This window comes from Nibrella viscosa (assembly GCF_039541875.1).
GTDB lineage: Bacteria > Bacteroidota > Bacteroidia > Cytophagales > Spirosomataceae > Nibrella > Nibrella viscosa.
The window spans coordinates 37,172-63,151 of the sequence record NZ_BAABHB010000007.1 but is presented as its reverse complement, the minus strand read 5'-3'; the positions used below and the strand labels follow the sequence as shown (position 1 = coordinate 63,151).

Sequence of the window (25,980 nt, the reverse complement as noted above, 5' to 3'; positions counted from 1 at the left end):
TGCTGGTAAGTTTGCCTTACCTTTGCTAAAAGTATGGTCAACAAGCGGTTGACTTTATCTTTACTGCCTTCAACACAACATGTTTGGACTCGAAACGGATGTTTTCATCCTTTTGGCTATTAGTCTTTTAGCTGCCTGCGCATTTGAATTCGTCAATGGCTTTCATGATACCGCTAACGCCGTAGCTACTGTTATTTACACCAATTCGCTGAAACCTACCGTGGCCGTGGTCTGGTCGGGTATCTGCAATTTTATCGGCGTTCTGTTCGGCGGCATCGGCGTGGCGATGGGGATTGTAAACCTCCTGCCCGTTGAACTGCTGGTGGATCAGAACGTCTATCACAGCATTGCTATGGTGCTGGCCCTGCTGATCAGCGCCATTATCTGGAACCTCGGTACCTGGTATTTTGGCCTGCCCAGTTCCAGTTCGCACACGCTCATCGGGTCCATTTTGGGCGTGGGTCTGGCCTTCTCAACCATGCCTGAAAGCTCCAGCGCGGCTGTGAACTGGGATAAAGCGTTTGAAACGTTTCAGGCGTTGCTGTTGTCTCCGCTGCTGGGCTTTAGCCTGGTGGTTATCCTGATGTTTCTGATCCGGCGCATGGTGCCCGCCGACGTAAAGGATCAACTCTTTAAGGAGCCCAAAAAGAACGCTCCCCCGCCGACCTGGATTCGCAGCATTCTCATTGGCACCAGTACCCTGGTAAGCTTCTTCCACGGCAGTAACGACGGTCAGAAAGGCGTCGGTCTGGTAATGCTAATTCTGATCGGGATCACGCCGGCTTATTTTGCGCTCGATATTGGCAAAGACCCGCTTGCAATGCAGGGTAATTTGGCCCGGATTGAGCAATCAGTTAGCCGGATCGATACTACGAGGCTTGGGCAGGTAGACCGGTTGCGGCTTCAGTCTACCCGGCAGGAAATAGATGAGTTACAGGTTATGCTGACCGGTTCGCTGGTAGATGGCAAACTGCCGGCCGAAAAGCGGCTGGACGTCCGCCGGGATTTGCTGCTGATCAACAGCAACCTGAAAAAGCTGATGGCAAGCGAGGAGGTGGAATTAAGTAAGAGCGAGCGGGATGCCATTACCCAGAACCTGGACGAAAAGCAGGGTCTACGCCGGTTTACCGACTATGCCCCCACCTGGGTCATTCTGATGATTGCCCTCTCGCTGGGCTTAGGTACCATGGTGGGCTGGCGCCGGATTGTGGTGACTGTTGGTGAAAAGATCGGTAAGCAGCACCTGACTTATGCGCAGGGTGCTTCGGCCGAACTGGTAGCGGCCAGTACCATCGGTATTGCATCGGCGCTGAAACTACCCGTTAGTACTACGCACGTGCTGTCGTCCGGTATTGCCGGAAGTATGGTGGCAAATAAAGGAATCAAAAACCTGCAGGGCGGTACCGTCAGAAACATAGCCGCAGCCTGGGTACTCACCCTCCCGGTATCTATTTTGCTCTCCTTTACGCTGTATATCTTCTTCCGCTGGATTCTTTGAGCAGTAGGCAGGCGGAACGAGCACTTTCCGGTTCTTTTTCTGCAAACTGCCTACTGCCTACGGAGAACTGCCCACTACTTCCCCGTCTGCGACGTAAACGTACTCTCGAAGATCTTGTCGGCATTGCCGGTTTCGAAGCCCTCGCGCCGGTGCTCGCGCCGGATCTGATCGGCGGGCAACTGCTCGAACTCGGGCAGGACGCGCCGTTCGGCAAACTCGACGTAGGAGCCCGCAATGCGGTGCGTTTCGTTGTTGGCGAATTCGGCCTCGATCATCTGGGCTACCGTCGAGGCCTGCCGCAACGCACCATCCGGACTTACCTTTATCTTTCCACCCGCATTGTTTAGCTTAAAACCCCGGCGCTCCAGAAAGCCCACAAACGCATCGATGGTAGTATACCCCGGCTTCAGGTTATGCACGCTGATGGTGAAATGATTGAGGTAGTACCGGTTGTAGATCACCCAGGCCGCATATTCGCTTTCGCCTAACAGGCGCTGGTAATCGCTGAGCGTCGGCGTGCGCCACAGGGGCTGGTGGAGGAACCGGTCAACCCTGGCGGCATCGTCCAGGTCCAGCGAATCGACCGGGTCGCTGGTAACTTCGTTGGTGTAGCTGTGAATGATCGTCTGGGCCTCGGGAGATAGCTCGTTTACCCGCAGTTCGCTGGCAAAGATGCGCGGGTAGTGGGGTTCGGGCGGGCTGTACCAGTAAGCCGTCAGCTTTTTTTCGGTGAAGTTGTATTCGTCACGTTTCTGGTAGCCATAGTGCAGAAAGATTTTCTCGAACGACCGGATGCCGAGGTTAGGCACGCCCATGGTCCGAAAGGCGATATGGTCGTTTTCGATCTCGTTGGCCGACCGGATAACGCCTTCATCGATCATAGCGTTGATAATGCCGTTTACATCGGGCACGCGTTCGCGGTAGCGGCTCATGAGGCCGTCCATGACGCGGTCGAGGGTAGCAAGTTTGCCGGGTGAAGTAGTCATAAGCAAAGACGTTGAATATCCGGGCAAATTAGCGGGTTTTCGGCATCGGAACAAACCGGTTATTCAACTAGTCAACAACCCGCCGATGAGGTTGGTTGCCATCCTTTTATCTTTGCGTTTACAATATTTGCCGCTCCGTCCGTTTACCGTCTGTATGAAGTCTGAAATTTCCCGTTTTGCAATCGTTATCGTGGCTCTGCTGGCCGTCAATGTGCTGTCGAGCTTTTTGTTTTTCCGCATAGATCTGACCGAAGAAAAACGCTATACACTCTCCGGCGCCACGCGCAACCTGCTGTCTGATCTGGACGACAATGTACACGTAAATGTTTACCTCACCGGTGATTTGCCACCGGGTTTCAGGCGGCTGGAGAATGCCGTGCGGGAAACGCTGGCGGAGTTTCAGGCGCAGGCCGGCCGGCATCTAACCTACCGGTTCATTGACCCTACCGCAATTGTCAGTGAAAAAGAAAAAGCGCAGTTGATCGAAAAACTGGCGGAGCGGGGCGTAACCCCGACCAATCTCTTTGCCAACGAAGGGGGAAAGCGCACTGAGAAACTGATTTTTCCGGGAGCCATTGTTTCTTACCAGGGCAAAGAATCGGCCGTGCAACTGCTCAAAGGCAACAAAGCGGCCTCGCCCGAAGAACAGCTCAACCAATCGTACGAGGGGGTAGAGTTTCAACTGGGGTCGGCCATCCGGCGGCTGACGCAGACCGAAGGCAACCGGCGCAAAATCGGGCTGATCTCCGGCAATACGAGTGTGCCGCCCTCGCGGTTCTCAGACCTGCTGGCGTCTATTCAGGAGAATTACGACCTGTATTTTGTGGACCTGAGTAAACCGGGGCCTATTCAGGGCATCGATGCCATTCTGGTGCCTAAGCCGGAGCAGCCGTTTTCAGAAGACGATAAGTTCAAGATAGACCAGTTTGTGGTGAACGGTGGTCGGGCGCTGTTCTTCGTGGAGGGGCAGCGGGTCGATAGTGTGGGGGCGGAAGGTACCTTTGCCCAGCCGCTCAGCCTGAACCTCGACGACCTGTTTTTCCGCTGGGGAGTTCGGGTCAATCAGGACATTATCAAGGACCTGAGCTGCGCGGCCATTCCGCTCAACGTGGGTAATATGGGCGATAAACCAAACATCCAACTGGTGCCGTGGCGGTTTTACCCGATCCTCAACAATTTCGGAGCCAGCCCTATCGTGCGTAACCTGGATGCCTTGTACAGCCGGTTTGTCAGCACGCTGGATACCGTTCGCGCAGCGGGTATCCGGAAAACGCCCCTGCTGATGACCTCCCCCTATACCAAAATTCTGAAAGTACCGGCCGTGGTAGCCTATAACGAGGCCCGCCAGCAGCCCGACCCGGCCACGTACGATGGTGGGGTGCGGCTGGTCGGTTGCCTGCTGGAAGGCCGTTTCCGGTCCATCTACGCCGGCCGCATTTTGCCGGGCGACCCCCGAGCCGCAACGTTTAAAGCCGAAGGTGAGCCGTCGCGGGTGATTGTCTGCTCCGACGGCGACCTGATTGTCAACGATGTCAATTACCGCCAGAACGTACCGTATCCACTTGGCTACGACCGTTTTACCCGCAACACGTTTGCCAACAAAGATTTTGCTCTGAACGCCATCGACTACCTGGTCGACCCGGAAGGGGTCATCGCTGCCCGCGCCCGGCAGGTAACCATCCGGCCGCTGGACAGGATTCGGCTAAACAACGAGCGGTTGCAATGGCAGTTGCTGAATCTGCTGGGACCGGTGGCGCTGGTGGGCCTGGTGGGCCTGGTGTGGCAGACGGTACGTCGGAGGAGGTATAGCCGGGGATAAGTAATTTTAGGGTGGCTGCAAAAAGGTTGCATTCTCAACAGCAACCTTTGCCGGGCGATTTAGCTAACGGCAATGTCGCTACTTGCTTCTTAGGAAAGATTCTTACTTTTTGCAGAAGCAATTCGTTCGTCACCCTAACCCGTTCCTTACCCTTGCGAAAACTACGATACCTGCACATCCGGTTCGATGCCTCCATTGAACCGCACGAGATCCCTGCCTTTCGGGGCGCGGTCATCGCCAAAGCCGGCCGGGAACATGACCTCTTTCATAACCACTACGAATCGGCCGGCTCCATCTACCGCTACCCGCTCATTCAGTACAAGCGCATCGGCCGCAGCCCGGCCATTATCTGCCTGGACGAGGGCACCGAGGACATTCACCACTTCTTCCAGAACCGGACCTGGGATGTCGAGCTGAACGGGCGGCCGGTTGAACTGCGCGTAAAAGACCTGCGGCTGAACCAATACACCCTACAAGCCTGGGAGTACAGCTTCTCGTTCTCCATCCGCCACTGGCTGGCGCTGAACCAGGAGAACTACCTGCGCTTTATGGAGCTCCCCTACGAGCGCGACCGCATCGATTTTCTGGAACGTATCCTGCGGGGCAACATCCTCTCCATGGCCAAAGGCCTCGACTGGTACATCGACCGCGAAGTACGGGTCCGCATTCGTCACCTTTCGCCCCCGCGCAAACAGCGCTTCAAAGAGCATCTGCTGACCGCCTTCGACGCTACGTTCGACACCAACGTGTTCCTGCCCGATTTTATTGGGCTGGGCAAAGGCGTGAGTTTGGGGTTTGGGGTGGTGACGAGAAGAAAGGAGGAAGGGAGAAGAGGAGAAAGGGAACAAAGGAGCAATGACCAGTAACATACGAACGCATGGCAGATACGACACATACACGGGAATTGATTTATCTGGCAGGGCTACTGCACGACATCGGTAAGTTTTACCAGCGGGGGGATGCAAATGGAGTACAAAAATCAAAGCTACTCTCTGATGATATTAAAGCATTAGAAAGTACCCTTTGCCCCAAAGATCAGCATGATCGGTACACACACAAGCACGTACTATGGACGTATCAATTCTTTGAAACGTTTCGTGCGTTGTTTACCGACGCGCTGACGCCCGATCAATTGCGCCAGTTGGCACGTCTTGCTGCGGCTCATCACAAGCCAGACTCCGCCCGAATAGAGGAAGGTCTCATACAACTGGCCGATCATTATTCTTCGGGCATTGACCGCACGAGTCAGGAGGGAATGGTTGATGAATATGCAGAATTGAATACCGAAGGAACCGGAAATTGGGACGATTTCAAAAAAGTCCGAATGGTAAGCGTATTTGAAACAATCTATGACGAAAAAACTATTCGTTATCGATTGCCAATCACTTCTGTTGCATTAGACAAATCGTTCTTTCCGAAAGCGATGGCTGATGACTTTGACCAGTCGGCTCCAGAGCAGTACCGGACACTCTGGCAATCGTTTGCCGAAGAATTGACAACTATCGGTAAGCAGCAGAACCGTCCCCGAACGGTATCGACCCTGGCTGATACACTGCTATATCTGCTTGAAAAATACACCGTAACCGTGCCGAGCAGTACGAAGCATTTACCCGATGTATCGCTATACGACCACTTAAAAAGTACAGCGGCCTTTGCCCTCTGTTTATTTGACTATAGTCATGAGAAGCAGCTACCTAAACCGGTCATTCCAGTTACTGAAGCACCTTTTTTATTAATCGGGGGCGATTTGTCGGGCATTCAGGCATTTATCTACGACATCATCGGTCGTAGTGCGGCAAAAAACCTGAAAGGTCGTTCATTCTATCTGCAATTGATGGTAGATAGCATTGTACAGTATCTGCTCGATGGTCTGAAGCTTCACCGGGCAAACATTGTCTACAGCTCAGGAGGAGGTTTTTACATATTGGCTCCCAACACAGAGTTTACCCGAACAGAATTACCTTCTTTACGTCAGAAAGTTGCCCAAAAGTTGCGGGACGAACAAGGCGTAAAATTGTTTCTTGCCATCGATTGTCAGCCAGTAACTCAAGAGCAAGTATATGGTAAAAACGGCACTATTGGCGAGGTGTGGTCTGGGTTAACCGAAAAACTGGCGGCTCAGAAAAAACAACGATTTGCCGATACGCTGTCTACTAAAGACTACGGATTCTTTTTTGAGCCAAGCGAAGTAGGCGGAGAAAGCCGAGGTAGCCGCGATGCCATTACCAGTGAAGAATTTAATAGAGATCCTAAAACCGGCGGCTTACTAGAAGACTCATTTCCACTTGGACCAGAGGATAGCGTCGAAGAAAGAGGACAGCGTGTTCGAAAACCAACCTTCGAACAAATTCGGCTTGGGCGAACACTGCGCGAAACTGTTCGGTACGTGGTAAAGTCGGACCAGCCCATTACTTATTGGGAGCCGGATGAACGAACATTTGGGGTAGAGAGCAACCGGTTTTTCAATCCGCTTGGTTTAGGGCAACATTATTATTTTATCGGTGAGAAGCAACTTGAGAAGTTTCGTAATTGGGCCAGAGGTAGTGTAGATAGTGTATTAGTGCAAAGTGTTAATACCGGGGAGACGTCAGGGTTTGGGCTTCCTGGTAATGATCAAACGTACGGCTTCACATTTTACGGTGGCAACACGATACCCCGTTCCCGGCAGGGGGAGCCAAAATATTTCGAAGAACTGGCCGGACCTGATAGTACAAATTTCAAACGTCTGGGCGTTTTGCGAATGGACGTCGATAACCTTGGCTTTCTCTTCAAGAATGGCTTTTCTTCGGGAAAACGTACGTTCTCGCGATACAGTACGCTGAGTCGCTCACTAGACTATTTCTTTAAAGGGTATCTCAATCAAATTCGGGAAGAAGACGCTGACTTCCGCGAATACACCTTTATTCTCTATGCTGGTGGCGATGACCTGTTCATTGTTGGTAAGTGGGATGTAATTCTTCGGTTTGCAGAGGCTATTCAGCAGGACTTCGCTGATTGGACTTGCCAGAGCAACCGGTTAGGCATCTCAGGCGGAGTAGCAGTAGTGCCAGCTAAATTTCCCATTGCCAAAGCCGCCGATCAATCAGCTGACGAGGAGAAACGAGCTAAAAACCACCGATATGGTGAGCGTGAGAAAAACAGCCTCAGCCTATTGGGGACACCATTAGCGTGGGGTAAAGAGTGGAAACTTGTCACGGAGCTGAAAGATGACCTTAAACGCCACATTGGCGGTGAAAAAAACATCCCCAAAGCACTAATCTCCAAGATTGGTACACTTTACACCATGCAGCAGGAACAAGCTAAAAACGGGCAAAATCCAAGCTGGCGTTGGATCTCTGCATATGATTTGGGGCGGGCTAGAGAACGAGCTAAATCTGAAGAGGCTAAACGATTTTTCGATCAGCTAAAGACAGATTTATTTACAAACCGTACTTATAAGGGTCAACCACTAACTGACTCAAAATACACTTTTTTGGAATTACTCAACGTAGCAGCCCGCTGGGCGGAACTTGAAATGAGAAGCGAAAACACACAAACTGACTAATATGCCACAGTACGACCAAAACAAAAACAGAGGGGCATACTCGTCCGGCAGCTACGGCTCCGGGAGTACACCAAGTGGGCCACCTACCTATGGTAACGAAAATAAAAAAGTGTCGTTTTCAGCCGATTGGATTACCAGCGGTATTACAGACGACGCCATCATTTTTGCGGAAGGATTTGGCGAACATCTCAAAGGTGCAAATTTCACAACATCACAGATACGAAACGTTTTTGGTGAAATAAAGCGCATTCAGATGGCAGGATTTAATAATGGACGAACTGATTTTCTTCTACTTAAGCCCAAAATGGCATATGCCGCACGACGTGCGCAGGACAAAGACCGATCAACTGGGGCAACAGATTTTGAACGGGTTATGAAACTTGCTCATGAAGCCGTAAAGGCCCGCACCGAACACGACGAAGTCCGTTTTAAAAATTTCTGCGATTTTATTGAAGCCATATTAGCCTATCACAAAGCCGCTGGTGGACGTGACTAACCTTCCAAACACATGAAACTGACAAAGAAAATCTTAATCAAAGGAGAAATAGAAGCGTTAACAGGTCTGCTAATTGGCGGCTCTAACTCAGCCATGGGTATCGGTGGCCCCGACAAAATGGTGATTCGTAACCCTGTTACCAAACAGCCTTATGTACCCGGCAGCTCAGTGAAAGGAAAAATGCGCTCTTTACTAGAAGTGTCGTTTGGCTATATTGGCGATAAAGCTATGGGCAAAGTTAAAAACGGCCCTGGCGAAAACCCAGACCATCAAACCACAGTGTTGTTCGGCTCGGCACGGGGCGACGAACGCCAGCGCCCTTCCCGCATTATCTGCCGTGACGGCTTCCTGCTTAATCCTGACGAATTAAAAGGTACTGAATTACCATTTACTGAAGCCAAAACAGAAGTTGTTATTGACCGTATCACGTCTGCGGCAATGCCCCGTACTTTCGAGCGGGTACCCGCAGGAGCACGCTTCGGCCTGAACATCGTCGTGAATGTGTTTGATGAAGACAAGTTTAGGGACGAGCTTCGTTCTTTGACATACAAAGCGCTTCAACTTCTTCAGGATGACTACCTCGGCGGCTCCGGTTCGCGTGGTAATGGTCAGGTCAAAATTCGTATTCAATCAGTAGTAGAGCGAACCAGTGAATTCTATCAAGGTCAAGTCCAGGAAAACGTATTGACTCTTGATGAAGCTAAAGTACCTACAGACCTACGCTGACCGATGGCTGAATTGACCTATCGAGTGCTGAAAATGCACTTCCGCTCCCCTTTGCATCTATCGAAAGGGAAAACCGACGATTACGGCGAGAGTGAAGAAGTTCTCCACGCGGATACCCTCAAATCGGCGCTTTTCGTCTGCGCCCGGCAGGTTTTAGGGGCTGAGTCTGTAAGCGACACAGATGCGTTCTTTAAAAAGTTTCGTATATCATCGGCGTTTCCGTTTGTTGGCAATGAACTGTTCTTCCCAAAACCGCAGGCCCGTGTTCAACCGTTTAGAGATGACGAAATTATCCAAGAACGGCAGGCGAAGAAACATAAGAAACTTGCCTTTCTAGGTCAGTCATACTTTGAAGATCTCATCAACGAGCGGAAGCGACACCTACGGGCGGCTGACTTTACGGCAGATGGTCGGTTTGTGAGCGATCACACCGACGTTCGAACATTAGGCGAAACCCCCGTCTTTGCTACGGATGTGCAGCAACGGGTAACCATTCCGGCTAATTATGAAGAAGACCCGCTACCTTATTACGTGGACAGGCTGTATTTCAGTGAAACGGCTGGCCTTTGGTTTGCTTTTAGTAGTCACGACGAAACAGTATATGCCGATGTGCGGGCTGCCCTTAAGTGCCTTGGCGACAACGGCGTGGGCACCGACCGAAGCGTGGGTAATGGGCAGTTTGAGGTTTCAGAAGCAACGTTAACCCTGGCTGTACCCGATCAACCGACACATCAACTGTTGCTGTCGCTCTGGTGCCCGGAACAAACCGAACTGGATGCTGATTTTTTAGGTCAGAGTGCTTATGGTCTAGTTAAACGGGGCGGCTACATCGCCAGTCCAGACCGGCCCGAACACCTGACGTACCGTAAAAAATCGATTTACATGTTTACGGAGGGATCAGTTTTCCCACATCGGCCTGGCAAACCACTCCTGGGTAAAGTAGCCGACTTACAACCCGACACGCCAGAGGTAACCCAGCATGTTTGGCGCGACGGACTTGCTTTTGCTATTCCCATCACCGTTTCTCCGCCCGACGCATGAATACGCAACACGTACTGATCGAAACCCTGACCCCGCTGCATATTGGCTCGGGCCGGATGCTTCAGGGCAACACAGAATATCTGTATTTTTCGGACTCCTCAACGGTGGCGCTGGTCGATGAGCGCAAGGTGCTGGACATGATCGGTGAAGAAAATCTGGATCAGTGGATTCAGCTCATCGACAATGAAGGCGATCTACTCGATTATGTTCGCAAGCGCAAGCCTGCTGTGTTGCCCGCCGACGTGGCCCGGCGTACCATGCGGGCCGTGGGCAGTAAAAAGCCCGCCAAGTGGACCAAAGACGGCAAAACAAAATTCCCGACCATCCGCGAACAATTGTTTTCGGGCAATGGGCAGCCGCTTCTACCCGGTTCTTCGCTGAAAGGAGCCATCCGAACGGCTTTTTTCAATACACTTATACAGGCCAACCCCACAGCCGCCCGCCGGATCAGTGACTTTAAAAAATTCAACGACCGTAAGCAGAAATATGAGTATAAAGGGCAGCAGTTAGAAGCGAAGTACTTCGCTTTGGTTGATAGACCCGGCGACGCACCCAACCACGACGTATTTCGGTTGTTACGGATCGGTGATGCTCATTTCGACCAGACAGTTTGCCTGCTCTCCGAAACGCTCAACGAAAAGGGCGGCAGCACCTTCGAAATGAAGGACGACGTAAAGCAGTTGATCGAATGTATTCCCCAGGGAGCCGAAGCCATCTGCCGGGTACAGATACCCGCCGAATTACTGACGCGCCTACGTGACCCACGTTATCGCGAAACCGCCGACAAAATTCCGCACCGCGACCGCATCGAGTGGAAAAAGCTGATTGCCGACATCAACGCCAATACCCGTCGACTTATCAACAAAGAGCTTAACCGTTACCAGGCACAGAATTTGCCCGACGACGGTGCCAGCGAATACCTCGACACCTTACGCGGGCTGCTGACCGAACTGCAAACTAATCAGTGTATCATTCGGGTGGGCTTCGGCACGGGCTACCTGAATATGACAGGCGGCTGGGCCGAAGAGCAGTGGCGGAACGTGCCCAATGTGAACTTTCAGCAAGAAATGGCTGATTTGGCAGAGGCCGTTCGGCGAACTGCACGGTATAACGCATTTGCTTTACCTAAATCGCGTAAAGTGGCTCTGGGCGGTGTGCCGCTGGGTTTTCTGAAGCTCACTATTTTCTCAGAAACCGAATGGGCCGACTGGCAAAGCAAAGCTGCTGAGCGCGAAGCCGAAAAAGCCCGGCAGATTGAAACGCAACTGAAGGCTGAGGAACAGGCTTCCCGCGAAGCTGCTGAGGCCGAAGCAAAGCGGCAGGCTGAAGAACAACGCCAGGCCGAAGAAGCCCGGAAGCCAAAACTGTTTGAAGGAACGCTGAAACAGGGTCAGGAACTGGACGCTGAAGTAGTCGTTGCAGCTCGCACCAACAAGGTAAAGGTGTACGCAGCAGGCTATGAGTCGAAAACGTTTGACCTGATAGGTTACATTAACCCCTTGCCCATTGGTACTGTCGTTATCGTAAAGGCCGATCAGTTGAATGGCAAAAAGCAGTTGCTTCAAATTCGATATGTAAAACCAAAATAAGGTTTTTTTTGAAATTTAGGAATCTGATTCCTAAATTTCAAAAAAACGCCGTGATACATCGTCAACTTGCCACAATAGCCGATGAACTGCTCCAGAAGTACCCTATTATCAGCATCACCGGCCCCCGTCAGTCAGGTAAAACTACGCTGGCGAAGCTGCTCAGCCCTGAATATCGGTATGTTAGCCTGGAAAGCCTGAGCGATCGGGAATTTGCGCGGCAAGACCCTAAAGGCTTTCTGGAAACGTACCAGAACGGGGTGATTCTGGACGAGGTGCAGTATGTGCCCGAACTGTTTTCGTACCTGCAGGTCCTGACCGATGAGCGGCAACGTACCGGCGAATACATCCTGACCGGATCGCAGAATTTCCTGTTGATGGAAAGCATTACGCAATCGCTGGCAGGTCGGGTAGCGGTGTTTCACCTGCTGCCGTTGTCGTGGCAGGAGTTAAGCGGCACGGCCTATGCGCCTGTATCCTGGGAGAACTATCTGGTGGGTGGCGCTTATCCGCGCCGGGTTGTACAGGACATCGACCCGGCGTTTTTTTACGATAGCTACCTGCAAACCTATGTGGAGCGGGATGTGCGGCAGGTCAAGAACATACTGAATCTAGGCCTGTTCCAGCGGTTTATTCAGTTACTGGCCGGGCGCATCGGGCAGTTGTTTAACCAAAGCAGCCTGGCCGTTGAACTGGGCGTTGACAACAAGACCGTAAACGCCTGGCTGACGGTACTCGAAATATCGTTTATCGCTTATCGGCTGCCACCGTATTACCAGAACTTCAGCAAGCGGATTGTCAAAACGCCCAAAGTGTACTTCTACGACACCGGGCTGGCCGCTTACCTGCTGGGCATCCGGTCGGTGGACGATCTGGCGGTGCATTTTGCGCGGGGAGCGTTGTTCGAGAATCTGGTTATTAATGAGCTGACCAAAAACTGGCTCAACCAGGGGCAACGGCCACCGTTCTATTTCTGGTCGGATCAGTCGGGGCACGAGGTGGATTTGCTGATCGACCGGGGAGCGCGGCTGACAGCCATTGAGATCAGATCGGGCCGGACCATTCAGCCGGATTTTTTCAAAGGCCTACAGTTTTTTCAGGCGCTTTCGCCTACGGCCGAAGCGGCGCTTGTGTACGGGGGTGATACCGCCCAGTACCGCACCAACATGCGGGTATTGACAATTGACGGGTTAGGAGAGATAACCTAACCAACCTCTGTTATAATTTGCATTTAATACAGTGAAAACGTGTAAACGCATGATACCTGAACTTGATGACGCGGTCATCCAAAACACCGGTCTGACACCCGAGCAGCTAAAGCTGTAACCGGCCGTGTAACTTTATTATGTTGATGCTGGAAACAGGTGCCGAGAAACTGCTGCTTGATCATAAAGAAAAGAAATAAGCTCAATGAAAAATATTCTCATCATTACCATAGGCACTCGCGATGTACAAACAACGGAAGCTGCTATACGTCAGGCTATTACTGAAGGTAAGATTCAAATAGAAAGTATTTATTCAGATAAAGAGAAAGGAAAAGACTTTATCACTAAAATCAGGCTCATAGAAACGGATGCAGTTATTGATGTCCGGTCAAATATTAACGAGCTGTTTCCTGAATACTATATTTTTCCATCTCCCCGAAACGCGGGTCTGGAACTTGCGAAGTTATCAGAAGAGAATAAAAAATGGTTAGTGTACCCGTTAATTGATGCGCCCTTAAAATGGCTTAAAAAGGAGCTTGTTAAAGTTGACTATGTGCTAACAGTCTTTACTAATCAGAATAAAGCCGTAGCAGGTTTCCATTGGAAAGATGACACATTATACTTTAATGACCTGATCAAAACTTATTTATTACAACACCCCACAACCACCAATTCAGACATAAAGGACTATCCAATAGAAAGAGAGCCAATAAATATTGATTTTCAATATGAACACTTTGAGCGGCAGAAGGGGGGGCTATTAAACACGCCAGTTGAGGAGGTCAGACATATCTTCCTATTGGCGCAAGGTGGGATTGATCAGATCAATACAGCACTAACGCTAAAGCTGATAGAGCATTTTCCCGGTAAGGTACGGTATCTACAGCAGCCAGAAGACCAGGAGGTAGCAGAACGGAAGTTTCCTCGGAAATTTATACGAAATCTTAACAAGGCAAAGGCTGAAGAGCTATTGAAGCGATATGACTTTCACGCTGTTCAAGTCTTGATTTACGATAAAAAGCCGCAGCTATTGGCTCAATTAGGCGATAATTTACGAAATCTTCATGTTAAGGAAGCTGAGCAATGTTACAAACAGCTTTTACGGGCCAAATATAGCCACCCTACAATTGGTGCCTACTGGGAATCGGTTGATAAAAAAGGAATATATAAAATCAGACAGGAATTGCTTTTTCTCAATGCATTGATTGAAAAAGAACAAAGTCAGTATAACGAAACGCTTCTTCGACTCCGTACACTTGGCGAGGTTTTACTTGGACCAAATGTTATTGACTATTTAAAAATCACAGACTTAACTCAAAATGCCAGTTTTGGGAGTGCAATACGGCGCGTGGATGGCTTGCAGCGTTATCTGATGGATAAACAGAGTATGCCGGATGGTGGTTGGATACCTGACTATAAAACGCTGCGGAATATCTACAACTATCGATACCTGCAATGCACTGACGAAAAGCCGGTTCAGCTAACCCGCCTTACTGAGCAGATCACCTGCTTTGATAAGCTACGAAATAAACTCATTCATTCTGCTCTTCCAGTAACACGCAATGATTTGGAAAATGCTTTAATGACAAAGCAAACCTCTTTAGATCAACTCATTATTGATTTAAGGACTTTCTTCGGTTTGGCAAACGGTAAAGAAATTTTTGACACTATTCGCGACGAGATCATACACCTTTTATCTGAAACGTTCGTGTAGAGACGCAACATATTGCGTCTCTACAGCCCCCTTTTATGAAAAACTACCTCGTCATTACTCTCGGTACCCGCGAAATTCAACTGCTCCGCGATGCACTGTCGCCTAACGGCTTTGAACACATAACCGAAGTCAGCGGCAACCGGACCCTCTCCTGGGTGCAGCCGGTGGACCAGCCCGCGTTGCGCGTGTCGGCGCGGTACAACAAGGAGTTTCCCGATGTATATACGCTGACACCCCGGCCCGATGGGCGTATCATTCTCGACAACTGGACGCTGTTTCGGCCCATTATTGACTGGCCGCTGATCCGGCCGGCCCTGACTTATCTCAAAGAAAAAGGTGTCCGGCTGGATGTGATCATGCTGGTGTTTACTGATCAGGAAGAGGCCCACCAGGCCGGACGGGTTAAAAAGCGCGAAAATGTAGATAACGATACCGTTTATTTTGCCGACATCATCGAAAAGCTGATCCGGGAGGATACCTACTTCGATACGGCTGAGATCGACCCGTTTGGCCGGTATGAGGCCGTGACGGATATGGGGGTACAGTATGAGGAGTTTGCCCGCATTAAAGCCGACCTACTGTATGCCGACGATGTGCAGGCGGTGTACCTGTTTCCGCAGGGAGGCATCGACCAGATTAACCAGGCGCTGACCCTGCGGCTAATCGAAACATTTGAAGGACGGGTAATCTACTTACAGAAAGCAGAAGGATCTGAGGTTCAGGCGTTAACCTTTCCGGCCCGGTTTGTTGATACACTGGCCGCCAAAGCCATCCGCAAGCACCTGATCGATTTGGACTTTGATGCCATCACTGAATCGATGCATTCTAATCCGGCTATCTTCCACAAAGCCAGTTATGCTACAAAACGGCTTAATCTGCAATATGACGAATTGGTGGAAACCATTTCCGAAGCGGAAAAGATTGTGGATCTGTATCTGGCCATGAAGATACGGTTTCAGAAACAACGAAAATACAATGAATTTCTCTGGCGGGCGCATACTCTCAACGAAGTGCTTTTCAAAACAACGGTTGAACAGATCATGGGACCGGTACATGCCTATTTTAATTCGGCATACGGTAAGAACGATCAGAACCCAGGCTGGGAGGCCAAACTCACAGAAACGCATCCGGACCTGCCTGCCTACCTGCGCAAAAAGAAGGTGTCCATCAACAATCCTAACCGGTGGGCCTACAAAAGCATTTATATTTTTCTGTGCAACAACGGATTGCTGACAGATCCGCAGATGGCCGTCAGAAAACGCATTGGTGATAAACTGGAATTACTGGCCGGTAAGCGCAATGCCGCACAACATGGATTGGGTTCGATTACGCATGGCGAGGTTAATGCCATTTTGGGCGGCAATAAACAAGATTATACAGCCGACGATCTTTTCAGCCAACTCGACCAGATCTTTGCCGTAAATGGTTTTGGCCTGTACGATACGATTAAAAGCGAAATCGAAGCATTGATTTAACGATGGTGTATATACGTAAACAGAAAGCATTGGTGATTTGATGCCCGATTGCCGGTTCTTCAATATTGGTTCGGGAATTGGTATGGGGGCTTGCATCGAATGTTTTTGGGCCGTATCTTGGCTGCATCGGATCGGTTTTGCGCCGGTTTTTGTTCGTTGACATGCTGTTTATGTTCCGAAATCGACATAAAATTTCCAAGCGATCATGGTATTTTTCTAATAATTTAACCATTTTTGGCTCTGATTATCAGCAACTTACAAAATTAGCTGTCAGAGTACCACTTCCAGCAGAACAAGGATTAAGACCGGAAAAAGAAAGTTTGTCTAAAGAGACTGTTTTACAATCAATGTCAGAGTACCACTTCCAGCAGAACAAGGATTAAGACTCCAGTCTATCTCTCCAGTCAGATACTGGATGAATAGAGTCAGAGTACCACTTCCAGCAGAACAAGGATTAAGACCGTATCCGCCTCAACGTATTCGGCGATTGTGGTTGTAGTCAGAGTACCACTTCCAGCAGAACAAGGATTAAGACGCCTGTCTGAAGGTCGATGCTTCAGTCTTGGCTACGTCAGAGTACCACTTCCAGCAGAACAAGGATTAAGACTAGACAATCTAACACCAAATCGAATAATTCAGAGCGTGTCAGAGTACCACTTCCAGCAGAACAAGGATTAAGACAGGCAAACCAACAAAACCGATATGAAATACCCGTTGAAAAGTCAGAGTACCACTTCCAGCAGAACAAGGATTAAGACTATAATTTATATATTGACAAGTCAGAGTACCACTTCGTCAGAGTACCACTTCCAGCAGAACAAGGATTAAGACGATCATGCAGTTAACAATTTCACCGGCATTGTACCAGTCAGAGTACCACTTCCAGCAGAACAATGATTAAGACCGGCCGGGGCTACCTCCCTTAGTTAGAAAGCAAACGAGTGTCAGAGTACCACTTCCAGCAGAACAAGGATTAAGACTTGACTACTTTAGTCACAAACTTGCCTTCTTTAGTGGTGGTGTCAGAGTACCACTTCCAGCAGAACAAGGATTAAGACTTCCAAAGGTCTGTTTTATTAACAGCCTTTGTTTTAGTCAGAGTACCACTTCCAGCAGAACAAGGATTAAGACTATGCTTGCGTTAGGATTACTGTTAAATAAAGCTAACAGTCAGAGTACCACTTCCAGCAGAACAAGGATTAAGACTGTCAGTTGGGCAATGATACATCAGGCTTTTTTTCGTACCTAGTCAGAGTACCACTTCCAGCAGAACAAGGATTAAGACAATTGTAGTTAAATGCTTCCATATCAGTAGTAAGTTGATTGTCAGAGTACCACTTCCAGCAGAACAAGGATTAAGACACTCAGCCTACAGGTCTTTCGACCGCTTGTGTCCTGTCAGAGTACCACTTCCAGCAGAACAAGGATTAAGACAAACACCGTTACTGTCAAAAGTGCAACCGCTGAAAGTCAGAGTACCACTTCCAGCAGAACAAGGATTAAGACACAGTGCCAGTTCCCCGTTTACCTGACTGGCTTCATAGTCAGAGTACCACTTCCAGCAGAACAAGGATTAAGACTGCAATTCAGCAATTACACAATTATCTATTTCGCCAAAAGTCAGAGTACCACTTCCAGCAGAACAAGGATTAAGACCTAATACCAATAAGACCAAAATGCAGATCAGCAAAAGTCAGAGTACCACTTCCAGCAGAACAAGGATTAAGACCATGTTCTAAAAACTCTGCTTGCAGACGTTCGTATTTGTGTCAGAGTACCACTTCCAGCAGAACAAGGATTAAGACAGAGGTTCATTGTCCTCATCGTCATCTTCGTACTTGTCAGAGTACCACTTCCAGCAGAACAAGGATTAAGACTTATCCAGCTTTTACCGTTGAGCCTGGATAGAATTTGGAAGAGTCAGAGTACCACTTCCAGCAGAACAAGGATTAAGACTAAAGGTTTCTGGTTTAGAACCAACCTTAGTTTGTAACTCGTCAGAGTACCACTTCCAGCAGAACAAGGATTAAGACAATATGTCGGTTGACTCCCAAACATATTGTATGTATGAGTAGTCAGAGTACCACTTCCAGCAGAACAAGGATTAAGACTTGCCTTACTTGTTACGCCGAACTTTCAAGCACTTGTCAGAGTACCACTTCCAGCAGAACAAGGATTAAGACCGTCTCGGCCAGTGGTGCAGTCGGGTTTACATGCACCGGTCAGAGTACCACTTCCAGCAGAACAAGGATTAAGACCCTGCAAATACGAATCCAGCTGCTTCCAATGCGGCATGTCAGAGTACCACTTCCAGCAGAACAAGGATTAAGACTAGAAATTTCTTCTTTGTGTTTTGCCAGTTTTTCAAGGCGTCAGAGTACCACTTCCAGCAGAACAAGGATTAAGACTTCACCAAAACGGTCTTTATACCGTTCGTAAACCAGTCAGAGTACCACTTCCAGCAGAACAAGGATTAAGACAGGTCTTGCCTTGTTGTTCGTGCCAACTAACCAGCGGGTCAGAGTACCACTTCCAGCAGAACAAGGATTAAGACCGTTTCTCCCCCTGACACGGCGAGGTAGTAGTCAGTATGGGCTTTTGCCCGTTTCTACAATTACGCTGGTCAGAACGGGCTGACGCCTGCGGGTATAGCTTGAAAAAAAGCTTGCTAATATGCTGAATTTTAGCTATTTTATGGCTTAATCAAGCTCGTATCGCTATGCCGTTTTTTGACTTTCTGCGCCCGAAACAAAACCATCCGGATCAGGCATTTATCCGCCTGATGGAACAGCTACAGGCGGTTATGTTTCCCGACGGTAAACCCCAGATCCAGGCCGAAGTGGCTACCCTGCAGCCGCGCCTGCGTGGGCATTATACCACCCAGGCATTTACCGGGATGTATCTCCATGCCTGTGCCCGGTTCTTCCTGCTCGATGATCCGGCCGATGAAGAAACGTTCCGGTTTTCAGTCATGAACCGGCCCGCCGGCCAACCGGCCTACCCGCTCCCCACTTCCCGCGATGCCGCTATACTCTACGAGTTCCTTAACGAAAAATTTCACCGGCAACAGTACCGGGCACAGCACGGCGACGAAGCCCTGATCGGTGGGGCGCTCAACGCTGTGCTGGGCATCAACAACGGCACTACCGGCGAGCAACTGCCGGATGCCTACGGCGCGTTCGGCTATGACCGTACCAACCCCATACCAGTCAAAGGGATCATAAACAGCAGCGTTTACCTGAACCGCCTGCGTACGCCCGACGGCCTGCCGGTAGCCTGGCAGCGGCTGGGCTCAACCCATAGCCCGGTTAGCCGGCACCCCATTGATACCTACCGAATCGAGGATCTGTCGGGGAGCGAATTAACGGTGCTTTACCTCTCGCCCTACGAGCAGACCACCTCGCACCGCGCACCTGCCGGTTTCCTTATGATGTCATAACTCACTCTACCCACTCATCACCTGCGGCTGGCCCCCTTATAGCGCCTAACTCATCATTCACCACCCCTAACCGCCGGGCAACCCCGGCATCACTCTTACCCCCGCCCACGAACGGCTTGCCGTTGCCGCGGTGCAATACGTTGGACAGAACGGGGGTGTAACTATACTGCTACCAGTAGTTCGGGCTTATGTATACCGCTGAACCATAGCCAGCACGCGCTCCTTGAGCTGCTGCCGTCGGTGGGTGGGGCTGAGTAGTTCGGCGTCGGGGCCAAACTCCAGCAGCTTCGATTCCAATTCCCGGTTCCAGCGCAACTGGTACTGGAAATGGAGGTAGGCATCGGTGCGGCCGATGATCTGCTGCGATGCATGCAGGGGCTTGGTCTCTACGTACCGGGCGCGGGGCAGATACACCCGCAGCACCAGCGTCTCCACCGGCTCGTCCTGGTAGCGGGTTACACCCACTATATCGGCCAGGTACTCGTTCCAGTTGGTGTCGTCGGGCCGGCGCTTGCTGTCACTGAGCCGCTTCAGGTCTTCGATGCGGTCCAGGGCCAGGTTGATGATGCTCTTTCGGGTGGTGTCCCAGCCGAACACAAACCAGCGGTTGCTGTACTCGCGCAGCAGATACGGACTAAACTCAATTTTAACTCGCTGGTTATGGAAATCACAGTACTGCACCAGCAGCCGCCGGTCCTGCTGAATGGCCTCGTAGATGGGCTGCAGGTGTTTGAGGCCCGAGTAGGCCGGATTCTGCTCAAACTGCACCACCGGCTCGGCGGGCCGGCCAATCACGCCCGCCCGTTGCTGAAATTTAAGCTGAACCTCCTCCAGGCCCGCAAACTGCGGCAGCATGCTCATCTGCCGGATTAGGGCGGCCGCTTCGTTGGCCAGAGCCGCATCTTCTTTATTCATGGCCCCAAACAACGAATATTCACCCGTATAGTGGTACGGATAAAGCGATTTGACGCCTTTGGAAATGGGCGCCTTGTACTCCTCCCGCAGCAGCCGGAGATCCTCAAAGACGGTCCGTTCAGACGGCAAATCGCCCGTTACCTGTTTGCAGGCGTCGATGAGCTGTTTCAGATTATACCGCCGGCCGGTTCCCAGCAGGTTATGGATGGCCAGTAAACGGCCCAGTTGGTTTTTGTTGACGGGCATAGGACAGAAAAGCTTGTGCCGTAAAAATAAAAAAGAAGTCGGTACGCTGCAAAAAGAATGCAGTAAAGCGGCTCACTTTTGCAGCGTCTTTCATCTCAACCTTCCTACGGCTATGACAACCTTCGCTCTTTTCCCGACCAAACTGAACGGCCATGCTACCCAGCCCGTCACCGACCAGCCGATAGCCGGCGCCGGGCCGGAGCCGGCTACCGATACGCTCGTGAAGCGGGTGAACCTGCACCGCTACGGCTACGAAAAAGCCGAACACCACCGGGGTAATGCCGAAGCGCTGCGGAACCTGTTCAACCAGATCTGGCGGGGGTACCTCATCGACGAGCGGTCCGACGATACCCGGCGGCAGCAGCAGCGGCAGACCATCGACCAGCAGATCCTGCAGTTGGAGAAGGATGCCGACCTGGCCCGCACGGAGATCAACAAGATCAACGTCACGGATATTCCGAAGCTGGAGCAGGAGATCGGAGACCTGGAGGAACAGATGCTGGAACTTCGGAAGGCAGAGGCCGAAGGACCCCGCCACCCCGACCACATCGACCGGTTCCGGCTGCGGTTCTACTGGCTGCTGTTTCTGCCGCTGACGTTGTTTGTGTATGCCTTTTACGTCTCGGGTTTCTACTCGGCGTTTATCCGCGACCTGGTGGGCGAAGCGCAGGCGGCCGGCACCAACGGCCTGGCGGGGGTGATGTCGACGATCTTTGCCCGGTCGGCATTCGAGACGCTGCACTTCCACTGGATTGCGCCGTTTGTGTTCTTTGCCTTCGGTGGATTCCTGCACATTCTGGCCGACGGCTCGCACCGGCTCCGGTGGTGGTCTCTGGCGGGTTTGCTGCTGGTGGTGCTGGTGGCCGATGGGCTGCTGGCGTTCTTTGTGGAGCAGAAAAGCCACGAACTGAAGGTGCTGATGGGCCTGGCCGACGGTGAGCATCACTGGTGGACCTCACCGGTATTCTACCTGATTATTGTGCTGGGGTTTGTGACCTGCCTGATCTGGAGCGGTATCCTGCACGCCCTGATGCACGAAGAAGGCAAGAAAGACTTCTACCGGATTACCCGGCTGGAGATCCGGAGCCGGCAGCAGCGCCGGCAGCAACTGAAAGCCCGCATTCAGGATCTGAAAGCCCGGCTGGAAGAGCTGGAGGGTACCATCCGGAAAATAGGGCTGGATGTGCAGGCCCTTACCCACCGGAAGGATGTGCTGGTGGTGAGCGATTCGGAGCTGGAGAAATACATTACCGATTTCTACGACGGCTGGCTGGGCTATGTTAATAACCGGCTGGGCAACGAGGCCCTGCGCATCGAGTGCGAAACTGTCCGGCAGGCGTTCTACCAGGAGCACCTCCGGCAGTTTGCAGCAGGCAGTTTGCAGTAGGCATACAGGCGGCCGCTTTTCTGCCTTCTGCCCACTGATCATTCCACACTATAAACCAACCGATGGTATGACAACCTTTATCCAACTCTGTCTCCTTCTGACGCTCTCTGTTGTCGCCCTGGCCGGGCCTGGTACCCCGAACCCGCAACAGCCGGCGAATTACGTGGTGCTGCTCGACCTGTCGGACCGCCTGTTGCAGCCGGAGCAGGCCCGGCGCGACATTGCCCTGATCCAGGCGGTATTCGGCCGCTTTGAGGAGGAGGTACGCCGGAATCTGATCATCAACTCCCGCGACCAGTTTCGGGTGGCCATTGCCCCGCAGCAAGGCATTGCCTACCGGCCCGACGCGTACATGGAGGATCTGTACCTGGACATGAGTGTACTGGGCATCGGCGACAAACGCAAGCGGCTGGACGCCTTCAAAGCCGCTTTACCCGGCCGGCTGACCCGCCTGTACCGGGAGGCTACGGCCGGCAAAACCGGGTCGCGGCAGTTTGCCGGCTGCGACCTGTGGCAGTACTTCAACGAGCAGTTGCCCACCGACCTGGCGGCCGACCGGCGCAATGTGCTGGTGATCCTCACCGATGGGTATTTCGATTTCGAGCAGAACCGGCACGCCAAGCGGCAGGGCAACCGGACCACCGATTCGCAGATGCTGGAGCGGCTGCGCCATGATCCGCAGTGGCGGCAAACCCTATCCCGCCCGACCGAAGGACTGCTGCCGGTAGGCAAGCCGTTTCCGAACCTGGTTGTATGCGTGGCCGAAATCCGGCCGAAGTACGACAATCTCGACGAAATGGACCTGCTCACGGCGCTCTGGACCAAATGGCTCACCGAGATGCGCATTACCCGCTCAAGCTGCCAGCGGCAGGGTAGCCTGCCCAAATCCCTGGCAATGGTGCAGGGTTTTTTGCGCCCCTGAACCGGACCGGTTCGCCGGTGCAATTGTACTCCGGTTCTGCGTAGCAGAAAAAGAGCCGGTAAGCTGGCAGCAGATCATACTGGTTCAGTATACACTTGAAACCAATTAATTCTGAACTACACACACCTTCACACAACTCGTCATCAATCAGCGCGGCAGCAGCCTGGCCGTTCGGAATGGCCGGTACCGCATTCGCACCAAAGACCGGGAAACCTATGTTCCGGTGGCCGGGGTGAAAAGCATCTGCCTGCACCCGGCTACCCAACTGACCTACGATGCCGTGCTGACCGCCCTGGAACACGACACCGATATTCTTTTTGTCGACCGCAAAGGTTTTCCGGTGGGGCGGCTGTGGAGTAACCGCTTCGGGTCGGTGTCGACCGTGCGCAAGCACCAGCTCGACTTTGCACGCAGTTCCTTCGGCTACAATTGGGTGCGCGAGGTACTGGTGCGGAAACTGGATAACCAGATGGCCGTGCTCGATCTGGTAGCCGCTCTGCTGGAAGGGACGGCGGCTCCCCGGCCGGACGAACCCCTGCAGCAGTTGCAGCGGCACCGCGACAGGATCGGCACCTACGAGATTACCGATCCGCAGGAGGCTTTTGCCTCGTTTCGGGGGTGGGAGGGAAGCGCCGGGCGCGTGTATTTTGCCCACCTGAGCCGCTGCCTGCCCGCTGCGTACCGCTTCGACAAACGTACCCACCGGGGTGCTGCCGATGCGTTCAACTGCCTGCTCAACTACGCCTACGGCATGTTGTACGGCCATTGCGAGTCGGCGCTGATTCAGGCGGGTATCGATCCGTTTATCGGTGTCATGCACCGCGACGAATACAACCGTCCCGTGCTGGTCTATGATTTTATCGAACTGTTCCGCTGCTGGGCCGACTATGTGGTCTGCCACCTGTGCCTGCAGGAAATTGTGTTCGACGAGTTTTTCGACATCGAGCAGGGGCAGTACTGGCTCAACACCACGGGCAAACGTATTCTGATCCAGTCGTTCAACGATTACCTGGCCGAGGTTGTGGTGATCCAGTCCCTGTCGCGTTCCCGGTTGCAGCACATCACGCTGGAAGCCCAGAAGCTGGCTTCGACGCTGAAGAAGTTTGAAATCTAATGTTTCAGGTTTCAGCGGGGCCACCCGGCGGTTTCATGTTTGTCCCTCCAGCCGTCGACCTGAAACCGCCGGGCGGCCCCGCTGAAACATGGAACCTGAAACTTGGAACTTGAAACCCGAAACCTAACCCTTCCCCCCCATGACAACAACTCAGCTCTCTTTCGGAACCCAGATCACCAGTGCGGCCGAGGTGCTGCGGCTGGTTACCCTGGACGAGGTGCATCAGCAGATCACGGCTGACCCGCACCTGGCGTCGATGACCGACCGGCTGCGGAAGCTGAGCCAGTTGGATACGACGGCCGCTAAGTCGGTGAAAACCCGGCTGCCGTATGTGGTGGGCAGCCGGTTTGCCGACGGGAGCCGCCGGACGGAACACCTGTTGGGCGCGGACTTTTTTGTGCTGGACCTCGACGATTGTACGGACCTGAACGGTACGGTACCCGACGAGATTCGCCGGCACGAGTCGGTGGCGCTGGCGTTTGTGTCGCCGGGCGGGCGTGGGCTGAAACTGTTCTTTCCGCTGTCGACCACCTGCACCGATCCTAAGGCTTTTTCGGCGGCCTACCGGCAGTTTGCCACGCAGTTTGGGGCCGATATGCGCCTGACCCGGAGCGTCGACCTGCGCACGTCGGATCCCACACGGGCCTGCTTTCTGGCGCATGACCCAACGGCCTACCTGAACGGCAGCGCTGTGCCCCTCGACTGGCAGTGCTGGCTACCCGATGCGCCCTCCGATCTGTTTGCGGAGGAGGAGCGCCCGTTGGCCGGTAACGTGGCGGGTAACCAAACCGCGCTGGCGGTAGCTGCTGAAGTCCCGGTGGTGGCTAAGGCCCGGCCGATCGACGAAGCGGCTTATCGGGACATTCTGCACCAGATCAACCCGCGCAGTACGGCCACCACCCGCAGCCGGGAGCGGCAGGTGTACGTACCCGAAGAACTGACCCGGCTGGAAGCCGAACTGCGGACCATGCTGCCCCAGCACGGCCTGGAACTGAAGGAAGTAGTTACCCTCAACTACGGACTGAAGTTCTGCGTTACGCAGGGCCTGCGACTGGCGGAGATCAACGTCTTTTTCGGCAAGCGGGGCTTTTCGCTGGTAAAATCGCCCAGGACCGGCACCGACCCGGCCCTGGCCGACCGCCTGCACGACTGCCTGTATACGCTGCTGTTTGCCCCTTCGGTGGTAGAGAGCGTGCCGTTTGCGCTGGCGTTGAATTAGGTTTAACGTTTGACGTTCAACGTTTAACGTTGCTCCACCAGTTGAAGAGCCGGGTGGCTCCACTTCGTCATCAAACGTCAAACGTCAAACGTCAAACGCCAACCAATGCCCCGCCGTAAACCCATACCGCCCAAAACGCTGCCCGAGCGGAATCGCTCCTGGGCCGGTGCCGGCCTGCCTTCGATCAGGCCCGACGCCCTGCTATCGGCCGAACAGGCGGATGCTACCGCCCTGCCAAAGCGGCTGGCCGACTGGCTGAACTGGCTGACAAACGAACCCACAAAACGCCCGGAAGAGATGTACTGCTTTATCTATTACGACATCGAGAACAACAAGATCCGGCGGCTGGTGGCCCGGCTGCTCGAAAAGCAGGGCTGCATCCGCGTGCAGAAGTCGGTGTTCTTTGCCCGGCTGCACCGGCGCTCGTACCGCGAACTGACCGACCTGCTGCGGCAGATCCAGCAGTTGTACGAAAACGAAGACAGCATCATGCTGCTGCCCGTGGGCGAAGACATGCTCAACAGCCTGCACTGCATCGGCAAGTCTTTCGACCTGGAGATGATGACCGCTCCGAAGAACACAGTATTTGTGTGAAGTCGATAGTCGTTAGTTGATAGTGGGTAGCCTGAATGGAGTCGCCCGGCAGTT

At 52.3% G+C, this 25,980-nt stretch carries 20 protein-coding genes and 1 CRISPR repeat array; of the genes, 17 read left to right on the top strand and 3 right to left on the bottom strand.

What is annotated here, in order from left to right; all coding sequences use genetic code 11:
• Nucleotides 1-79: 79 nt before the first annotated feature.
• Entirely contained in the window at nt 80-1,498 is a 1,419-nt protein-coding gene (locus tag ABD931_RS17480; protein ID WP_345269132.1) for an inorganic phosphate transporter, read from the top strand.
• Nucleotides 1,499-1,572: 74 nt separating this feature from the next.
• Here ABD931_RS17480 and ABD931_RS17475 read toward each other — a convergent pair whose 3' ends face one another.
• Complete coding sequence (locus ABD931_RS17475) at nt 1,573-2,484, bottom strand: DUF1338 domain-containing protein (protein ID WP_345269131.1); 912 nt, start codon at nt 2,482-2,484, stop codon at nt 1,573-1,575.
• Between the two features lie 154 nt (nt 2,485-2,638).
• Here ABD931_RS17475 and gldG point away from each other — a divergent pair, with 154 nt between their 5' ends.
• The 11 genes from gldG (at nt 2,639) to ABD931_RS17420 (ending at nt 19,529) form a co-directional block, all read left to right on the top strand.
• Nucleotides 2,639-4,303, top strand: coding sequence for a gliding motility-associated ABC transporter substrate-binding protein GldG (gene gldG, locus ABD931_RS17470; RefSeq protein ID WP_345269130.1), 1,665 nt, complete (start codon nt 2,639-2,641; stop codon nt 4,301-4,303).
• A 152-nt stretch (nt 4,304-4,455) separates the two neighbouring features.
• Entirely contained in the window at nt 4,456-5,169 is a 714-nt protein-coding gene (locus tag ABD931_RS17465; protein WP_345269129.1) for a CRISPR-associated endonuclease Cas6, read from the top strand.
• Between the two features lie 11 nt (nt 5,170-5,180).
• Entirely contained in the window at nt 5,181-7,847 is a 2,667-nt protein-coding gene (gene cas10 / locus ABD931_RS17460; protein ID WP_345269128.1) for a type III-A CRISPR-associated protein Cas10/Csm1, read from the top strand.
• A gap of 1 nt (nt 7,848) precedes the next feature.
• A complete protein-coding gene (gene csm2 / locus ABD931_RS17455) occupies nt 7,849-8,343 on the top strand; it encodes a type III-A CRISPR-associated protein Csm2 (RefSeq protein WP_345269127.1) in 495 nt (164 codons plus the stop codon).
• A gap of 12 nt (nt 8,344-8,355) precedes the next feature.
• Nucleotides 8,356-9,069 carry a type III-A CRISPR-associated RAMP protein Csm3 gene (csm3, locus tag ABD931_RS17450; RefSeq protein WP_345269126.1) on the top strand — a complete coding sequence of 238 codons (714 nt, stop codon included), beginning with the start codon at nt 8,356-8,358 and terminating at the stop codon, nt 9,067-9,069.
• A gap of 3 nt (nt 9,070-9,072) precedes the next feature.
• Nucleotides 9,073-10,110, top strand: coding sequence for a type III-A CRISPR-associated RAMP protein Csm4 (gene csm4 / locus ABD931_RS17445; RefSeq protein ID WP_345269125.1), 1,038 nt, complete (start codon nt 9,073-9,075; stop codon nt 10,108-10,110).
• Nucleotides 10,107-11,699 carry a type III-A CRISPR-associated RAMP protein Csm5 gene (csm5, locus tag ABD931_RS17440; RefSeq protein WP_345269124.1) on the top strand — a complete coding sequence of 531 codons (1,593 nt, stop codon included), beginning with the start codon at nt 10,107-10,109 and terminating at the stop codon, nt 11,697-11,699. Before csm4 ends, csm5 begins: the two co-directional genes overlap by 4 nt.
• Nucleotides 11,700-11,749: 50 nt before the next feature.
• Complete coding sequence (locus ABD931_RS17435) at nt 11,750-12,904, top strand: ATP-binding protein (protein WP_345269123.1); 1,155 nt, start codon at nt 11,750-11,752, stop codon at nt 12,902-12,904.
• A gap of 202 nt (nt 12,905-13,106) precedes the next feature.
• Complete coding sequence (locus ABD931_RS17430) at nt 13,107-14,615, top strand: hypothetical protein (RefSeq protein WP_345269122.1); 1,509 nt, start codon at nt 13,107-13,109, stop codon at nt 14,613-14,615.
• 35 nt (nt 14,616-14,650) lie between these two features.
• A complete protein-coding gene (locus ABD931_RS17425; protein WP_345269120.1) occupies nt 14,651-16,090 on the top strand; it encodes a hypothetical protein in 1,440 nt (479 codons plus the stop codon).
• A 269-nt stretch (nt 16,091-16,359) separates the two neighbouring features.
• Nucleotides 16,360-18,644: direct repeats of the CRISPR family, unit length 37 nt; unit sequence GTCAGAGTACCACTTCCAGCAGAACAAGGATTAAGAC.
• 165 nt (nt 18,645-18,809) lie between these two features.
• Nucleotides 18,810-19,529: a hypothetical protein gene (locus ABD931_RS17420; RefSeq protein ID WP_345269119.1), complete on the top strand. Its 720-nt coding sequence runs from the start codon at nt 18,810-18,812 to the stop codon at nt 19,527-19,529.
• Between the two features lies 1 nt (nt 19,530).
• Here ABD931_RS17420 and ABD931_RS17415 read toward each other — a convergent pair whose 3' ends face one another.
• Nucleotides 19,531-19,665, bottom strand: coding sequence for a hypothetical protein (locus ABD931_RS17415; RefSeq protein ID WP_345269118.1), 135 nt, complete (start codon nt 19,663-19,665; stop codon nt 19,531-19,533).
• Between the two features lie 50 nt (nt 19,666-19,715).
• A complete protein-coding gene (locus ABD931_RS17410) occupies nt 19,716-20,690 on the bottom strand; it encodes a helix-turn-helix transcriptional regulator (protein ID WP_345269117.1) in 975 nt (324 codons plus the stop codon).
• Between the two features lie 112 nt (nt 20,691-20,802).
• On the opposite strand from ABD931_RS17410, the gene ABD931_RS17405 reads away from it, so the two are divergent.
• From ABD931_RS17405 to cas2, 5 genes are all read left to right on the top strand, one after another.
• Nucleotides 20,803-22,077 (top strand): hypothetical protein, encoded by a 1,275-nt coding sequence (locus ABD931_RS17405; RefSeq protein WP_345269116.1) that lies wholly within the window; start codon nt 20,803-20,805, stop codon nt 22,075-22,077.
• Between the two features lie 67 nt (nt 22,078-22,144).
• The gene (locus ABD931_RS17400; RefSeq protein ID WP_345269115.1) at nt 22,145-22,999 is read left to right on the top strand and encodes a hypothetical protein; all 855 of its coding nucleotides are present in this window, start codon (nt 22,145-22,147) and stop codon (nt 22,997-22,999) included.
• A gap of 142 nt (nt 23,000-23,141) precedes the next feature.
• Complete coding sequence (gene cas1 / locus ABD931_RS17395) at nt 23,142-24,113, top strand: CRISPR-associated endonuclease Cas1 (RefSeq protein ID WP_345269320.1); 972 nt, start codon at nt 23,142-23,144, stop codon at nt 24,111-24,113.
• A gap of 139 nt (nt 24,114-24,252) precedes the next feature.
• Nucleotides 24,253-25,332 carry a CRISPR-associated primase-polymerase type B gene (locus ABD931_RS17390; RefSeq protein ID WP_345269114.1) on the top strand — a complete coding sequence of 360 codons (1,080 nt, stop codon included), beginning with the start codon at nt 24,253-24,255 and terminating at the stop codon, nt 25,330-25,332.
• Nucleotides 25,333-25,437: 105 nt separating this feature from the next.
• Nucleotides 25,438-25,926: a CRISPR-associated endonuclease Cas2 gene (gene cas2 / locus ABD931_RS17385; protein WP_345269113.1), complete on the top strand. Its 489-nt coding sequence runs from the start codon at nt 25,438-25,440 to the stop codon at nt 25,924-25,926.
• The last annotated feature ends 54 nt before the right edge of the window (nt 25,927-25,980 follow it).